The sequence below is a fragment of the Lysobacter ciconiae genome (genome assembly GCF_015209725.1).
GTDB lineage: Bacteria > Pseudomonadota > Gammaproteobacteria > Xanthomonadales > Xanthomonadaceae > Novilysobacter > Novilysobacter ciconiae.
The window spans coordinates 676,502-691,900 of record NZ_CP063656.1 but is presented as its reverse complement, the minus strand read 5'-3'; the positions used below and the strand labels follow the sequence as shown (position 1 = coordinate 691,900).

At 68.6% G+C, this 15,399-nt stretch carries 14 protein-coding genes; 5 read left to right on the top strand and 9 right to left on the bottom strand.

The features are described from left to right. Positions 1-61: 61 nt before the first annotated feature. The 9 genes from INQ41_RS03125 to INQ41_RS03085 all read right to left on the bottom strand — a co-directional run bounded on the left by INQ41_RS03125 (position 62) and on the right by INQ41_RS03085 (position 9,714). The gene (locus INQ41_RS03125; RefSeq protein ID WP_043957864.1) at positions 62-304 is read right to left on the bottom strand and encodes a type B 50S ribosomal protein L31; all 243 of its coding nucleotides are present in this window, start codon (positions 302-304) and stop codon (positions 62-64) included. Between the two features lie 75 nt (positions 305-379). After that, a complete protein-coding gene (locus INQ41_RS03120) occupies positions 380-1,321 on the bottom strand; it encodes a nucleoside hydrolase (protein WP_193986129.1) in 942 nt (313 codons plus the stop codon). Continuing rightward, on the bottom strand, positions 1,318-2,736 hold the full coding sequence (locus INQ41_RS03115; RefSeq protein WP_193986127.1) for a M28 family metallopeptidase: 1,419 nt from the start codon (positions 2,734-2,736) through the stop codon (positions 1,318-1,320). The genes INQ41_RS03120 and INQ41_RS03115 overlap by 4 nt, the downstream gene beginning before the upstream one ends. 102 nt (positions 2,737-2,838) lie before the next feature. Further along, on the bottom strand, positions 2,839-4,974 hold the full coding sequence (gene recG, locus INQ41_RS03110) for an ATP-dependent DNA helicase RecG (RefSeq protein ID WP_193986125.1): 2,136 nt from the start codon (positions 4,972-4,974) through the stop codon (positions 2,839-2,841). After that, on the bottom strand, positions 4,967-5,350 hold the full coding sequence (locus tag INQ41_RS03105) for a RidA family protein (protein WP_193986123.1): 384 nt from the start codon (positions 5,348-5,350) through the stop codon (positions 4,967-4,969). Before INQ41_RS03105 ends, recG begins: the two co-directional genes overlap by 8 nt. A 48-nt stretch (positions 5,351-5,398) precedes the next feature. Continuing rightward, on the bottom strand, positions 5,399-7,579 hold the full coding sequence (locus tag INQ41_RS03100; protein ID WP_193986122.1) for a RelA/SpoT family protein: 2,181 nt from the start codon (positions 7,577-7,579) through the stop codon (positions 5,399-5,401). Between the two features lie 192 nt (positions 7,580-7,771). Continuing rightward, positions 7,772-8,071: a DNA-directed RNA polymerase subunit omega gene (rpoZ, locus tag INQ41_RS03095; RefSeq protein ID WP_043957870.1), complete on the bottom strand. Its 300-nt coding sequence runs from the start codon at positions 8,069-8,071 to the stop codon at positions 7,772-7,774. A 128-nt stretch (positions 8,072-8,199) separates the two neighbouring features. Then, positions 8,200-8,820, bottom strand: coding sequence for a guanylate kinase (gene gmk / locus INQ41_RS03090; protein ID WP_193986120.1), 621 nt, complete (start codon positions 8,818-8,820; stop codon positions 8,200-8,202). Positions 8,821-8,853: 33 nt separating this feature from the next. Continuing rightward, the gene (locus tag INQ41_RS03085) at positions 8,854-9,714 is read right to left on the bottom strand and encodes a YicC/YloC family endoribonuclease (protein ID WP_193986118.1); all 861 of its coding nucleotides are present in this window, start codon (positions 9,712-9,714) and stop codon (positions 8,854-8,856) included. A 107-nt stretch (positions 9,715-9,821) separates the two neighbouring features. Between INQ41_RS03085 and rph the strand changes: the two genes are divergently transcribed. The 5 genes from rph to INQ41_RS03060 all read left to right on the top strand — a co-directional run bounded on the left by rph (position 9,822) and on the right by INQ41_RS03060 (position 15,296). Continuing rightward, positions 9,822-10,577: a ribonuclease PH gene (gene rph / locus INQ41_RS03080; RefSeq protein ID WP_193986117.1), complete on the top strand. Its 756-nt coding sequence runs from the start codon at positions 9,822-9,824 to the stop codon at positions 10,575-10,577. 43 nt (positions 10,578-10,620) lie between these two features. Then, positions 10,621-11,214, top strand: coding sequence for an RdgB/HAM1 family non-canonical purine NTP pyrophosphatase (gene rdgB, locus INQ41_RS03075; protein WP_193987180.1), 594 nt, complete (start codon positions 10,621-10,623; stop codon positions 11,212-11,214). A 42-nt stretch (positions 11,215-11,256) separates the two neighbouring features. Continuing rightward, entirely contained in the window at positions 11,257-12,429 is a 1,173-nt protein-coding gene (gene hemW, locus INQ41_RS03070) for a radical SAM family heme chaperone HemW (protein WP_193986115.1), read from the top strand. A 195-nt stretch (positions 12,430-12,624) separates the two neighbouring features. Further along, positions 12,625-14,886: a DUF1631 family protein gene (locus tag INQ41_RS03065; protein WP_193986114.1), complete on the top strand. Its 2,262-nt coding sequence runs from the start codon at positions 12,625-12,627 to the stop codon at positions 14,884-14,886. Next, the gene (locus INQ41_RS03060; RefSeq protein WP_193986113.1) at positions 14,883-15,296 is read left to right on the top strand and encodes a PilZ domain-containing protein; all 414 of its coding nucleotides are present in this window, start codon (positions 14,883-14,885) and stop codon (positions 15,294-15,296) included. Before INQ41_RS03065 ends, INQ41_RS03060 begins: the two co-directional genes overlap by 4 nt. Positions 15,297-15,399: the final 103 nt, after the last annotated feature.

Genomic DNA, 15,399 nt, shown 5'->3' with positions numbered 1-15,399 from the left:
CGGCCGCCTCTCGGCAGCCGTTGTCATAACCCGTATATACAGCGCGTTGCGCCGCCGATGCTTACTTGGCGTAGCGCTTGCGGAACCTGTCCACGCGGCCACCGGTATCCATGATCTTGTGCTTGCCCGTATAGAACGGGTGCGAGGCCGACGAGATGTCGATCTTGATCAGCGGGTACTCGTTGCCGTCTTCCCACTTCACCGACTCCTTGCTGCCAAGGGTCGAGCGGGTCAGGAACTGGAAATCGCTGGTCACGTCCTGGAACACGACTTCGCGGTATTCGGGATGGATGCCGGCTTTCATTGGCACTCACCAATCTATGCGGAAGGAAGCTGACAATAATAGCGGGCTTTGCATGGACGGTGCAAGTCGCGCGGCTCAGGTCGCGGCCAGGGCAGCCTGCACGCGCCGCTGGAAGCGGGGTCGGTCGTAGCGCAACAGGATCGACGCGTTGCCGCCTGCGTCGGACTGCTCAACGCGCCAGTCCACCACCGTCGCCCCGCGGGTGTGGCGCCCTTCCGTCTCCACCACCAGCACACGCCGGGCGACATCGAGCGCGCCTTCGGGCTTCAGTGCGTGGGCCATCGCGAGCGCGTCGGCGGCGTACCAGTCATCGCCGCGCCGATCGGCGGACCACTCCCGGGTCTTGCGCGAGATCGCGTCGAAGAATTTCGCGCGCGGGCTGTCGGTGGCGAGCCACTGCAGCACCTCGCCGTGCGGGAGCCCGTGGGAAATCGTCGCCTCCCAGTCGACCAGTTCGAAGTGCGGGAACGCGGAGAGCACGATATGCGCTGCCTCCGGATCGAAGCCGATGTTGAACTCGGCGTGTGCGGTCATGTTGCCGTGGCCGGTGACCGCCCCGCCCATCACCACCAGCCGGCCGATCCGCGACGGCAGGCTCGGGTCGAGCTTGAGCGCCACCGCCAGGTTCGTCAGCGGGCCGAGCGCGACCAGCAGCAGTTGGCCCGCGTACTGGTGCGACAGGCGCAGGATTGCCAACGCCGCATGTTCGGATTCGGCCTGGCGCTGTGAGGGCGCGTGGCCGACATCGCCCAGGCCGTCCTGGCCGTGCACATACGCCGCGTCCACTGCTGCGTGCAGCAGGGGCGATGCGCAACCGGCAAACACCGGGACATCGACGCCCACCACGTCGCAGATCTTCAGCGCGTTGGCGACGGTGTGCGCCAGGCCGACGTTGCCGGCAGCGATCGTCAGGCCGATGACCTCGTGCCGCGGATCGTTGAAGGCCATCAGCAGGGCGAGGGCGTCATCCACGCCGGGATCGGTGTCGATGAGCAGGGGGATGCGTTGGTCAGTCATGGTGTGGCTTGGTTTTCCTTGATGGGTTCGCGCGCTGCCGCTTGGTAGCCGCCAAAACTGCCGGCGGCGCCGGGAAACACCACCGGGCTCTCGGCGCCGTCGGTGGACACGGCGGCAACGCCGAAGAAGTAGTTGTCGATGACGACGTTGCTGAGGGTGTACTGGGAGACGTTGCCGACGTAGCGGCTGTGGCTCCACTGGGGCTCGGTGGTGAGCCGCCAGTACACTTTGTAGCCGGCCAGGTCGGGCGCCTGTGCAGCCGGGACGGGCGACCAGCGCAGGGTGGTATCCGCAGTTACCGCGCCCTCGATCTCGATATCCGCCGGCGGTGGTGGCGCGCCGGCCAGCCCGGCCAGCGTCACCGCATTGAGCGCCGTCAGCTTGGCGGCGTAGGCGAAGTCGACGCCGTCGATGGTATCGCCGTAGACCACCCCGTCCTCGGTGCGCAGATCCTGGTGCTGGCGATGGTAGTGCTCGTTGGTTTCCATCACCCGCACGGCCGGTGCGCCGATGTCGTTGAACGGGCGATGGTGACCGCCGCGGCCGAAGCGGTCCAGCCGGTAGACCATCATCACGTCCAGGTTGGGCACGTAGAGGTCGGCCATCCGGTCGATGTAGCGGGCCAGGTTGCGCGAGGGCGAGTCCACCTCGCCGCCGGTGAAGCGGCGCGCGGTGGCCTGCTCCGGGGTCTCATTGAAACGCGTGCCCTCGGCGAACACCCGCGCGGTCGTGTTGTCGATTATGCCGTTGATTCCGGCGATGTTGCCGATCATGTCGTTGTTGAGGACCGCCTCGATCCGCCAGCCGTTGTCGATCGCGTGCCGGGCAAGGATCTTGCCGCCGAACAGGCCCTGCTCCTCGCCGGCGAGCGCGGCGTAGACGATCGAGCCGGCAAACCGATGCTTCGACAGCACCCGCGCCGCCTCCAGGATGCCGGCGACACCCGATGCGTTGTCGTTGGCGCCCGGAGCGTCGGAGGTCGCGTCCATCACGTCCGATACGCGCGAATCAATATCGCCGCTCATGATGACGTAGCGGCCCGGGTCGCTGCTGCCCCGTTGGATCGCGATGACGTTGACGATCTCGACCGGATCGGGGACGCGTTTCTCGCCGGAGACCACTTCGCTGACGTAGCGCACCTCCAGGCAACCGCCGCACTGGGCCGAGATGCGCTCGAACTCGGCCTTGATCCAGCGCCGCGCCGCACCGATGCCCCGCGTGTCGGACGTCGTATCAGACAGGGTGTGGCGGGTGCCGAACCCCACCAGGGTGCGGATGTCGGCCTCGATGCGCTGCGCGGAGGGTGCGGTGCCGATCTGTTCCAGCTCGGGCTGGGTGGCCGGTGGTACTGGCGCGGCCGCGAGCGCGGACAGCGGCAGGCACAGCAGCAGGGCAGACATCAGCTTGGACCGCATGCGTGGATCTCCGGGACAGGCGTGCTCAGGACTGGGCGGCGCCGACTGGCAGCGTCGCGGGCCGATCACCATAACGCTGAATCCGCGTCGCGGCACCGGGGATCATGCGCCGGCATAGCGCACGGCGGTACCGATCCAGCGCGCCACGATGCGTTCGGCGAGCTCGGGCGAATCGCGCAGCAACCGCTCGGCCAGCTCATGCACCTGCGGCAGCAGGTCGGCGTCGCGCGCGAGGTCGGCGAGGCGGAATTCGGCAAGGCCGGTCTGGCGGGTGCCCAGCAGCTCGCCGGGGCCGCGCAGCTCAAGGTCCTTCTCCGCGATCAGGAAACCGTCGTTGGTCGCGCGCATGGTTTCCAGGCGCTGCCGGGCCAGCATCGACAGCGGCGAGCGGTACATCAGCACGCAGCTGGAGGCCTCGCTGCCGCGCCCCACCCGACCGCGCAACTGGTGCAACTGGGCCAGGCCGAGGCGCTCGGCGTTCTCGATGATCATCAGCGAGGCATTGGGAACGTCCACGCCGACCTCGATCACGGTCGTTGCCACCAGCAGGTCGATGCGCCCGGCCTTGAAGGCGGCCATCGTCGCCTGCTTCTCGGCGGCCTTCATGCGCCCGTGGACCAGGCCGACCCGCAGTTCCGGGAGTCCGGCCGCCAGCGTCTCGAACGTGGTCTGCGCGGCCTGCGCCTCGATCTTCATCACCGCGCCGGGCTTGGCGTCGTCGTCGGGCTCGTCGATCAGGGTGCACACCCAGTAGGCCTGCCGACCCTGCGCGCAGGCGGCGCGGATGCGCTCCACCAGTTCGGGCCGCCGCTCGCTGGCCAGCACCGCCGTCTGCACCGGCGTCCGGCCGGGCGGGAGTTCATCGATCGACGACACGTCCAGGTCTGCATAGGCCGACATCGCCAGGGTGCGCGGGATCGGCGTGGCGGTCATGACCAGCTGGTGCGGCACGGTGCCTGCATCGCCGCCGGCCGCCCCGCCCTTGTCGCGCAGCGCCAGTCGCTGATGAACGCCGAAGCGGTGCTGCTCGTCGATGATCGCCAGTGCCAGATCATGGAAGACGACGCTCTCCTGCATCACGGCGTGGGTACCGACCACCACCCGGGCGGCACCCGAAGCGACGTCCGCCAAAGCCTGTTGCCGCGCCTTGCCGGTGACCTTGCCGGCCAGCCACGCCAACGGAACGTCCAGCGGCTCGAGCCACTCGCGCAGGTTGACAAGGTGCTGCTCGGCGAGCAGCTCGGTGGGCGCCATCAGGGCCACCTGGCGACCGCTGGCGACCGCCACCAGGGCGGCCAGCGCGGCGACGACGGTCTTGCCCGAGCCCACATCGCCCTGCACCAGGCGCAGCATCGGCGAGGGCCGGGCCAGATCGGCGCATATCTCGGCAAAGACGCGCTGCTGGGCACCGGTCAACCGGTACGGCAGTTGTCCCAGCAACTTGCCAGCGAGTCTCTGGTCCGCCAGGGTCGGCGCGCGATGGGCCTGCTGGGCGATCCGCTGCCGGCGCAGGCTGAGGTGGTGGGCCAGCAGTTCTTCCAGCGCCAGCCGGCGCTGGGCCGGATGGGTGCCGGCCAGCAAGGCGCTGACATCGGCTTCGCGCGGGGGGCGATGCACGGTCAACAGCGCTTCGCGCAGCGGCGGCAGATCGGCGGCGTCGGCGAGCAGCTCCAGCGTCGCGCTGTCGGGCAGCCGGTCCAAGGCCAGGCCGATCAAGCGGCGCAGGGTGACCGGACCGATGCCTTCGACGGTCGGATACACGGGATCGAGCGCATCGCCCAGCGCGTCCCCGCCCGAGACTTCAAGGACCTGGTAGCTGGGATGCACGATCTCCAGGCCCTGCTGGCCCGGGCGCGGCGTCCCGTAGCAGCGCAGCGGCGCGCCGACCGCGAACTGCGCCACCTGCGCGGCGCGGAAGTGGAAAAACCGCAACACCAGTCCGGATCCGGAACCATCGGTGATCGCAACGCGCAGCACCGGGCGGCCGCGGAAGCCACGCTCGACGGCCACCACCCGGCCCTCGACCTGCGCCGCCACGCCCGGTCGCAGGTCGCGGATCGGGGTCAGGCGGGTGCGGTCCTCGTATTGCCGCGGCAACTGGAACCACAGGTCCTGCAGCGTATGCAGATCGCGGGCGGCGAGCTTCTCGGCCATCCGCGGTCCGCAGCCGGCCAACGCGGTCAGCGGGGTCTCGCCCGCCCCCGCCAGTGCCGGAGGTCGACGGGCGGTTCTAGCCAAGGACGAGGATCGCGTCGACCTCGAATGCCGCGCCCTTGGGAAGGCCGGAGACCTCGATGGTCGAGCGCGCCGGGTACGGGGCCTGGAAGTACTCGGCCATCACCGCATTGACCGCGGCAAATTCGCCCAGGTCGGTGAGGTAGAGGCCGAGCCGGGCGACCTGCGACAGCGATCCGCCGGCCGCTCCGCAGACGGCCTTGAGGTTGTCGAACGACTGGCGCGCTTGCGCGGCGACGTCGCCGTCGACGAGTTCGCCGGTCGCCGGGTCCAGCGGGATCTGGCCGGACAGGAACACGGTCTGGCCCATGCGCACGGCCTGGGAATAGGGACCAATCGCCGCGGGTGCGTGGTCGGTATGGATCGGGGTGCGGGACATGCAGGCTCCAGAATCACGGGGGACAGCCGGCATTGTAGAAGCGCCGGCTCAGATGCGCTGCACGCCGAGCACCACGCTGAGCCGGCGCACCTTGCGGATCACGTTGGCCAGGTGGCGCCGGTCCTTCACCTCGATCGAGAACCGCAACACCGCAACGTTGATGTCGCGCTCCAGGTATTCCACCCGGTCGATGTTGGATTTGGCGTCGGCGATGGCGGCCGCGACCTGCGCCAGCGCGCCGGGGCGGTTGTCGACCTCGATGCGCAGCGCCGCGCTGAAATCGCCGCTGACCGTGTGGTCCCAGCCGATCGAGACCCAGCGGTCCGGCGACTTGCGGTACTCGGCGACGTTGGGGCATTCCTTGCGGTGCACCACGATGCCCTTGCCGGCGGTGTGGTAGCCCATGATGTCGTCGCCGGGCAGCGGCATGCAGCAATTGGCGAAGCTGATCACGCCGCGCTCGCTGCCGGTGATGAGGATTTTCTCCTGGGTCAGCGCGGTGTGCGCCGGCGCCGGCGCGGCGTCCTCCCCCGGTGATCGGGCCAGTGCGTAGGCGACCTGGCTGGGCATCTTGTTGCCCAGCGCGATATCGGCCAGCAGGGCTTCCAGGCGCGGGTGGCGGCCCTCGTGCAGATAGGCGTCCAGGCGCGCAGCCGACACCCGCTCCAGCGAACTGCCCAGCGCCTCCAGTGCCCGATCCAGCATCCGATGCCCCAGCTGGACCGCATCCTCGTGCCCCATCTGCTTGAGCTGGTGGCGGATCGCGGTGCGCGCCTTGCTGGAAACGACGTACTCCAGCCACTGCGGCTTGGGCGTGGACGACTTGGCGGTGATGATCTCCACCCGCTCGCCGTTGGACAGCCGCGTGCGCAGCGGCACCAGCTTGCCGTCCACCCGCGCCGCGACGGCGGTGTTGCCCACGTCGGTGTGGACCGCGTAGGCGAAATCCAAGGCGATGGCGTTGCGCGGCAACGACAGGATGTCGCCCTTGGGCGAGAACAGGTAGACCTCGTCGGGAAACAGGTCGATCTTGACGTTTTCCAGGAATTCCAGCGACGAGCCGGTCGCGTGCTGGGACTCCACCAGCCCGCTGATCCAGTTGTAGGCGCGGTTCTGGGCACTGTTGGGGGCCTGCCCGCCTTCCTTGTAGGTCCAGTGCGCGGCCACGCCCTTCTCGGCGACCAGGTCCATCTCCTCGGTGCGCAACTGGACCTCGATCGGCGCGCCATACGGCCCGAACAGCACCGTGTGCAGGGATTGATAACCGTTGGCCTTGGGGATGGCGATGAAGTCGCGGAACCGCGCATCCAGCGGCTTGTACACCGAATGGACCACGCCCAGCGCGTGATAGCAGTCGGCCACCGTGCGCAGCACGATCCGGTAGCCGAACACATCCATCACCTGGGCGAAGCTCTTCGCTTCGGCGCGCATCTTGGTGTAGATGCTCCACGGTGATTTCACCCGGCTGATCAGGCGGTGCGGTATCTGCTCCCGGGTCAGGCGCTGGGCCAGGTTGGCCTCGATCTGCACCAGTGCTTCGCGGCGGACCATCGGCGCGGCGCGGATGCGTTTTTCCAGCACCGCGTGGCGGTACGGATGCAGGGCCCGGAACCCCAGGTCCTGCAGTTCGCTCTTGATCTGGTTCATGCCCAGGCGCTGGGCGATCGGCGCGTAGATCTCCAGCGTCTCGCGGGCGATGCGCTGGCGCGACTGCGGATCCTTCGCGCCCAGGGTGCGCATGTTGTGCAGGCGGTCGGCCAGCTTGATCAGGATGACGCGCAGGTCGCGCGACATCGCCAGCAGCATCTTGCGGAAGCTCTCCGCATTGGCCTCTTGGCGGTCGCGGAACTGCAGCTTGTCCAGCTTGGTCACGCCATCCACCAGCTCGGCCACCGTGGGACCGAACTGCGAGGCGATGTCGTCCCAGCCCAGCGCGGTGTCCTCGATGGTGTCGTGCAGGATCGCCGCCAGCAGCGTTTCCACGTCCAGGCCCTGCTCGGCGAGGATCCGCGCCACCGCCACGGGATGGGTGATGTAGGGCTCGCCGGAGCTGCGCATCTGCCCGGAATGCGCGGCGGCACCGACGACCCAGGCCTGGCGCAGCTGCGCACGCTGTGCATCGTCGAGGTACGCGGCCGCCCGCTCCAGCTCCAGCATGTACGCGGGAAGGGTCGCAGGATCCACGACCTGCAGGTCGGCGGTGCTGCAGACAGGCTCGAAAGAAGTCATTCAGGCAATTTACGCGTCGGACGGAGTGAAGCGCAACGCGGGCTTGCCCGCACCGGCACGGCCGCGCGAGCAGTGCCCAGCGGCGCGGCCACGCCGGTGCGCAGCGCGACTGAAGGAGCAGAAACACAAACGGCCCCGCCAGGGCGGAGCCGTTGCTGGAGGGTCGGCAAGCAGGCCGGCCCGACGCTGGCCTCAGTCGTCGCCCTTGGCCAGGTCCTCGTCGGTGACCACTTCGGCCGCAGCCCACTCCAGCGCCTCGCGCTCCTTGCGCTCGCGCTCGGACTTGTCGACCGCGTCGATAAAGTCGGAGTCGATCACGCGGGCGGCGATCTCGCGCAGGGCGAGCACGGTCGGCTTGTCATTGCCCTCGCTGTTGTCGAGCTTGGGCTCGACGCCGTTGGCCAGCTGGCGCGCGCGCTTGGCGGCCATCATGACGAGTTCGAAGCGGTTATCGACCACTTCCAGGCAGTCTTCTACGGTAATGCGGGCCATGGGGCTCCTGGCGGCCGGCGGGCCGTCATGCAGATGCAAAGGGGACGGGATTGTAACGATTCGCCGTGCCACAAGCAAGTTGTCGCTTGGGAATCAATCAGTTAGCCGGCCCCGGTCAGTTGGCGGGCCTACGGGTCATTGGCCAGCAGCGCGGTGATCAATTTCCCGTGGCGGGCGACCTGGGCCTCGCGGCGCAGCCGGCTGGCGGTGAAGATCGCGCACATCTCATCGACCGCGGTGTCGAAGTGCTCGTTGACGATGACGTAATCGAATTCCGCGTAATGCGACATCTCCTCGCGCGCCGCGGCAAGCCTGCGCGCGATCACCTCCTCGCTGTCCTGGCCGCGGTTGCGCATGCGCTCCTCCAGCGCGGCGCGTGACGGCGGCAGGATGAAAACACTGACCGCGCCGCGCAGCTTGTTGCGCACCTGGCGAGCGCCCTGCCAGTCGATCTCCAGCAGCACGTCCTTGCCGCTGGCCAGTTGCGGCTCCACCGACTGGCGGGCGGTGCCCTTCCAGTCGCCGTGGACACGCGCGTGCTCGAACAGGTCGCCGGCCTCGACCATGCGCTCGAACGTCGCCTCGTCGACGAAATGGTAGTGCTCGCCGTTGACCTCGCGCGGCCGCTCGGGGCGCGAGGTGAACGAGATCGACAGGCGGATGTTCGTATCACGCGCCAGCACCGCGTTGACGATGCTGGACTTGCCCGCGCCCGACGGCGCGGCAACGATAAACAGGGTTCCGCGCATGCTCATCGGCTGCTGGCCCTCAAGGGATGGCGGTTATTCAATGTTCTGGATCTGTTCGCGGACCTGATCGATCAGGACCTTCAGTTCGACCGCGGCGGTGGAACTGCGCGCGTCGACGGACTTGGAGCCCAGCGTGTTCGCCTCGCGGTTGAACTCCTGCAGCAGGAAGTCCAGGCGCCGGCCGACGGCCTGGCTCAAGCCGAGCACCCGTCGTGCTTCTATGACGTGCGAATCGAGCCGGTCGAGTTCCTCGTCCACGTCGAGCTTCTGCAACCACATCACCAGTTCCTGTTCCAGCCGGCCCGGGTCGACCGGCTGGGCCAGCTCGGCCAGGCGATTCTCCAGCTTGGTGCGCTGGCCCTGGCGGATCTCCGGCATCAACGCGCGCACCTGCACCGCGATGGCCTCGATCGCATCCACCCGCTCGGCGATGCCGGCCGCCAGCTTGCTGCCTTCGCGCTCGCGCGCGGCGATGAACTCGTCGACCACGTCATCCACCAGCGCCAGGGCCTCGGCCTGCAACGCGGCGCCATCCACCGCCGGCGCCTGCAGCACGCCGGGAAACTGCAGCAGCTGGGTGAAATCCACCCGCAGGCCGGGGAATGGCGACGACAGCTGGAGTGCCAACTCGGACAGCTCGCGCAGCCGGGCCGGGTCGGTGTGCAGGCCGCCCTCGCCCTCGGGTGAGCGCAGGCGCAGGCTGATGTCGAGCTTGCCGCGGCTGATCCGGGCGGCAATGCGCTCGCGCAGGACCGGCTCCAGCGAGCGCAGGTCATCGTGCAGGCGCATGCCGATCTCGAGGAAGCGGTGGTTGACCGAGCGCAGTTCGCAACCCAGCGTGCCCCAGGGAGTGACGCGTTCGCCGTTGGCGAAGGCGGTCATGCTGCGGATCATTGGCGGTGCCTTGTGGTGATGTGGAAGTGGATGCCGAAGGGGGCACTCCGGGGTGAATGGTAAACTCGCCGCCCCCAAACCCCCTAACTTCCAACGGCAAGCACAGCATGTCAGCAAGCGGTACGAACGAATTCTCACGGCCCAGCGGCCGCGCTCCGGACCAGCTGCGCGAGGTCCGCATCGAACGCGCGTTCACCCGCCACGCCGAAGGATCGGTGCTGATCAGCTTCGGCGATACCCGGGTGCTGTGCACCGCCAGCGTGGAGAACCGCGTGCCCGGCTTCCTGCGCGGCAAGGGCGAGGGCTGGGTTACCGCCGAGTACGGCATGCTGCCGCGCGCGACCAACACCCGCAACGACCGCGAGGCGGCCCGCGGCAAGCAGGGCGGACGTACGCTGGAAATCCAGCGGCTGATCGGCCGTTCGCTGCGCGCCTGCGTGGACCGCAAGATGCTCGGCGAGCGCACCATCACCCTGGACTGCGATGTCCTGCAGGCCGACGGCGGCACCCGCACGGCGGCCATCACCGGCGCCTACGTCGCGCTGGTGGATGCGGTGCACTGGATGACCAAGCGTGGCGACATCAAGCCAAAATCCGGACGCAGCGCGATATTCGGCGCGGTCGCAGCGGTCTCGGTCGGCATCTATCGCGGCGTGCCGGTGCTTGACCTGGACTACGCCGAGGACAGCGATTGCGATACCGACATGAACGTGGTGATGAACGACGGCGGCGGCTTCATCGAGGTGCAGGGCACGGCGGAGGGCCATGCCTTCCGCGCCGAGGAATTGGCCGCGATGACCTCGCTGGCGGCGCGCGGGGTAACTGAATTGGTCGGGATGCAGCGTGAAGCGCTCGGACGGTGAGCGAGCGGGACTGCGGTCAGCGCCGATGCCGGGCATGACCGCGCTGTCGCGAGTCGTCTTGGCCAGCGGCAACGCCGGCAAGCTGGCCGAGTTCAATCGCCTGTTTGCCGAGGCCGGGATCGAGTTCGTGGCCCAGGGCGATCTGGGCGTCGAAGATATCGAGGAGACCGGCCTGAGCTTCGTCGAAAACGCGTTGTTGAAGGCGCGCCATGCGGCGCGGGTCACCGGCTTGCCGGCACTCGCGGATGACTCCGGGCTGTGCGTGGACGCCCTCGGCGGCGCGCCGGGACTGTACTCGGCGCGCTATGCCGGCGAGCCCGGCAATGCAGCCCGTAACATCGACAAGTTGCTGCAGGCGCTGGAAGGCCTGCCCGTGGGTCAGCGCGGCGCGCACTTCCATTGCACGCTGGTCCTGTTGCGCCACGACACGGATCCGGCCCCGGTGATCGCGCAGGGCGACTGGCCCGGGCGCATCCTGGACCGTCCCCGCGGCAGCGGCGGGTTCGGCTACGACCCGGTGTTCATGGACGATACGCACGGCGTCTCCGCGGCCGAGCTGGAACCATCAGTGAAGAACGCGTGCAGTCACCGCGGCCGCGCCCTGCGCGAGCTGCAACGGCAACTGGCTGCGATCTAGCGGTTTTCCCGGCGCCGGCCCGGTCGGTGGGACAATGGGCGCATGAGCCTGTCGCCGTCCACGCTGTCCCCGCCGCCGTTGTCGCTGTACGTCCACATTCCGTGGTGCGTACGCAAGTGTCCGTATTGCGATTTCAATTCCCACCAGGGCCGCGGCGAGCTTCCCTTCGCGGCCTATGTCGACGCCCTGCTGGCCGACCTGGATCTCGACCTGCCGCTGGTGTGGGGCCGCACCGTGCAAACGGTGTTCTTTGGTGGCGGCACACCGAGCCTGATGCCCGGCGAGCTGATTGACCGTTTCCTGCAGGGCGCCAGCTCGCGGCTGCGTTTCGCGCCCGGTTGCGAGATCACCCTGGAAACCAATCCCGGTACCGTCGAGCACGGCAGCTTCAAGGCTTATTGCGACGCCGGCATCAACCGCCTGAGCTTCGGCGTGCAGAGTTTTGACGACGGCTGCCTGCAACGTCTGGGACGGATCCATGACAGCTCTGAAGCCACCGCGGCAATAAAACTGGCGCAGGACGCAGGATTCGACAACATCAACCTGGACCTGATGTACGCCCTGCCCGGCCAGAACCTGGCGATGGCGGAAAGCGACCTTGAGCAGGCGTTCGCACTGCAGCCCACGCACATGAGCCACTACCAGCTGACCCTGGAGCCCAATACGGTGTTCGCCGCGCGCCCACCGTCCGGCCTGCCCGATGAGGACGGCAGCTGGGACATCCAGGAGCACTGCCAGGCGATGCTCGCCGACGCCGGCTACCGCCAGTACGAGGTCAGCGCCTACGCACGGCCGGGACGCGAGTGCGTGCACAACCTGAACTACTGGAAATACGGCGACTACCTGGGGATCGGTGCCGGCGCGCACGGCAAGATCACCTCCGGCCACGACCAGTCGATCCTGCGTCGCTGGAAGCTCAAGCACCCTGCCGCCTATCTGGAGGCCGCCGACAGCGAGCGCGGCATTGGTGGCGACGAGCTCATCGCGACGGAGCGCCGGCCGTTCGAGTTCATGCTCAATGCCCTGCGCCTGGTCGACGGCTTCAGCCTGACCGGATTCGAAGCCAGCACCGGCGTCCCGCGCAGCGCGATCCAGGCGCAGCTGCAAGAGGCGGTGCAGAAGCAGTGGCTGCTCGTCGATGGCGACGCCGTCCGTCCGACGGCCCTGGGGCGGCGCTTCACCAACGACGTCGTCGAGCTGTTCCTGACCGGTTGACGGGGCATCTTGACCGGACGCGACCGCCGGCACGCGTCCCGCGCGCACTGGGTCACAGTTTCTCCACCTGCCCGCTGCTGATACGCTCTGCGAAATTGCGTCCCGGAGCGCCACCTGCACATGTCGTCCCTTGATCCAACGCTGAGGCCTCCGCGCCCGGCGGCGGCCTCAACTGCGTTCCCACTGCGTGTTCGAGTGCTACTGAGCCAGTTGCAGTCCCTTGTCGCCGAGGAGCTGACGCGCGAGCTTGCGCGACTGTTGGAGACGATCGAACGCGACCTCCACCTGCAGGCATCCCAGGCGCGCGGCGCGGCGGCCCAGTCCGAATGGCTGAGCGCGGTGGAGGCACTGCGCGCAAACCGCGACAGACTGCTCGCCGACTTCTCCGCCGATGTCTCCGCCGCGGTGGCCAACCTGCAGGCGCCTTCCGGCGCTCATTCGGAGCCGGAGGGCGCGGCCACGGCCGACAGCCTGCGCCTGGTCAAGCACACGGAAATCGCGGAGATCAACGCACTCACCGCGATATCGCGGCGTCATGAGGCACGCGCGCGCCTGCCGATGCTGCTGCTTTGCCATCGCATGGCAGTGCTCGGCGGGCGTCCGGCGTTCGCCGCGACGGACCTGCCAGTGGGGCCGCGCGCCGTGGGCACGATGGTGGCGCGGGTGGCGGCATCCATCTCGGGCGAAGTGGAAACGCGGCTGCACCTGTACAAACTGTTCGACCGCCAGATGATGACCGGCTATCCGTCGCTGGTGGAAGCGATGAACACGCTGCTGGACAAGGCCAACGTGCTGCCCGGCCTGGAGTTTGTGCCCACCCGCGTCCGCCGTGACAACGGAGCCCGGCGTGCCGGACCGCCGACGCCGGAAAGCGCGCCGGAAACCACGCTCGAGGAAGGCGCGAGACCGACGACAGCGAATGCAGACAACGATCCCGACCGCACGACCGGTACCGGCAATCCGTCGCCAGGCGCGTTCCAGCAGGTAAGCGGTCGATTCGATGAGGATCGGTCCCACCGGCATCAGCCGACCTTTGGCACCGTCGACACCGCCAGTGAAATGCAGGCCCTTGCCGAGCTCCAGGAGTTGCTGGCGGCAGCACGGCCGGGCGTCGCGCTCGGCAGCGCCGCCACGACGGACATCCTCGCCACGGACGAGCTGGATGCCTCGCTGGGCGAGTTGCAGTCCGCCGAAGGGGCGACGGCCCCCTGCAATCCGGCGCAGGTACGGCATGAGCTGCTTGAACACCATCGGCAGGCGCGCGGACGCGTTGCCCACCTTGCCGCGCACGATGAGGAAACCTTCGAGCTGTTCGGTCTGCTCTACAGCGAGGTCGGTCGTCAGCTGCGCCAGGGCAGCCGGGCCGCCGCGCAGCTGGAGCGGCTGCAGGTTCCGCTGCTCCGCGTTGCCCTGCAGGACCGCGGCTTCTTCGTGCGTAAGCAGCACCCGGCGCGGCAATTGCTGGAGTCCATCGCCGAGGCGGGCTCGCAGTGGCTGGAGGACAGCGAGTCGGCCTCCGACGCGCGCCTGGATGACCTGCTGCATGAGACGGTCAGCCATGTCGTCGACCACTACGACGGTGAGGCGGAAGTGTTCGCCGCCGCGCAGGAAACGCTCGCCGCCCAGCTGGAAGCGCTGGAGCGCAAGGCCGAGGCGGCCCAGCGCCGGCAGATCGAAGCGGCCCGCGGTCGCGACAAGCTGGAGCGCGCGAAACAGCAGGCGGCGTCGGCGATCAAGGACGCGATCGGCGACGCCGCGGTTCCGCGGTTCCTGGCCACCCTGCTGGAGCAGGCGTGGACCGATGTCCTCAGCCTGGTCCTGTTGCGCCATGGCGAGGACTCGCCGGAATGGCGCGACCATGTGGAGGCGACCTCCCGCATCATCGCCGCCAACCGTGGCGAGCCGGCACCCGAAGCGCTGCAACCGCGGGTCACCGAGGCGCTCGGCCTGGTCGGCTATCAGGGCGATGAGGCGGGCGCGATCGCCGGACGCCTGCTGGCCGCCGACGACGATGCAGACGACCCGGCTTCGCGCACCGAGCTGGCGTTGAAGCTGAAGGCGCGCGCACGCCTGGGCGCCAACGAGATTCCTCCGCTGCCCGCGCTCGAGCCACGCAGCGCGCGCGAGGAAGAATGCTTCGGCCATCTGCGCAGCGTGGCGTTCGGCACGACCATCGAATTCACGATCAACCGCAACGGCGACAGCGTGCGCCAGCGACTGGCATGGTTCAGTCCCACCACCGGGCGGGTGCTGCTGCTCAACCACAGGGGGCAGCGTATCGAGGACCAGCGGGGCCGGGAGACACTGGACCAGATCGCCCGGCTGATCTCCAGCGGCGAGGCGAGGATCGTTCCCGCCGACGATCACTCCAGCCTGGTTGATCGTGCATGGCAGTCGGCGCTGGCGAGGCTGCGCAGCTTCGGCCGCAGCTCATCCAACAACGGGGTGACGAAATGAGCGCTTCACCGCCACGGCCGGCCGAGCGCGGTCCGGGCGCCGGTGCCGCGACGGGCAGCGACGCCCGCCGTCGTCGGCGTCGCCCGGTCTCGGGCATCGTCGAGGTCATCGACAGCATGAGCGAGCGCGTCATTGGACAGCTAGGCAACGTCTCGGAAACCGGGATGCTGCTGCTGGCCAGCACGCCGCTGGTGGAGGACGCCCTTTACCAGGTGCGCTTCACGCTTGCAGGCAGCCAACCGTCAGGCGGCGCGGCTCCCACCGGCGGCGGCCAGGTCGAGGTCGGTGTCCATCTGCTCTGGCAGGAGGACGCAGGTGCCGCCGGCAAATCCTGGGCGGGCTTCCGCTTCATCAACCTGCCCGAGCCCGGTCGCCAGCGCCTGCGCGACTGGCTGGCCAGTTCGCCCTGACCGGCCGTCTCCACTGCGTCTGCCGGGTGCGGCGGCGCGGCATCATCCCGTTCGGCGACTGACCGCCGCTGTGCCAAGGCGGCGAATCAGTCAGACTTGTCGG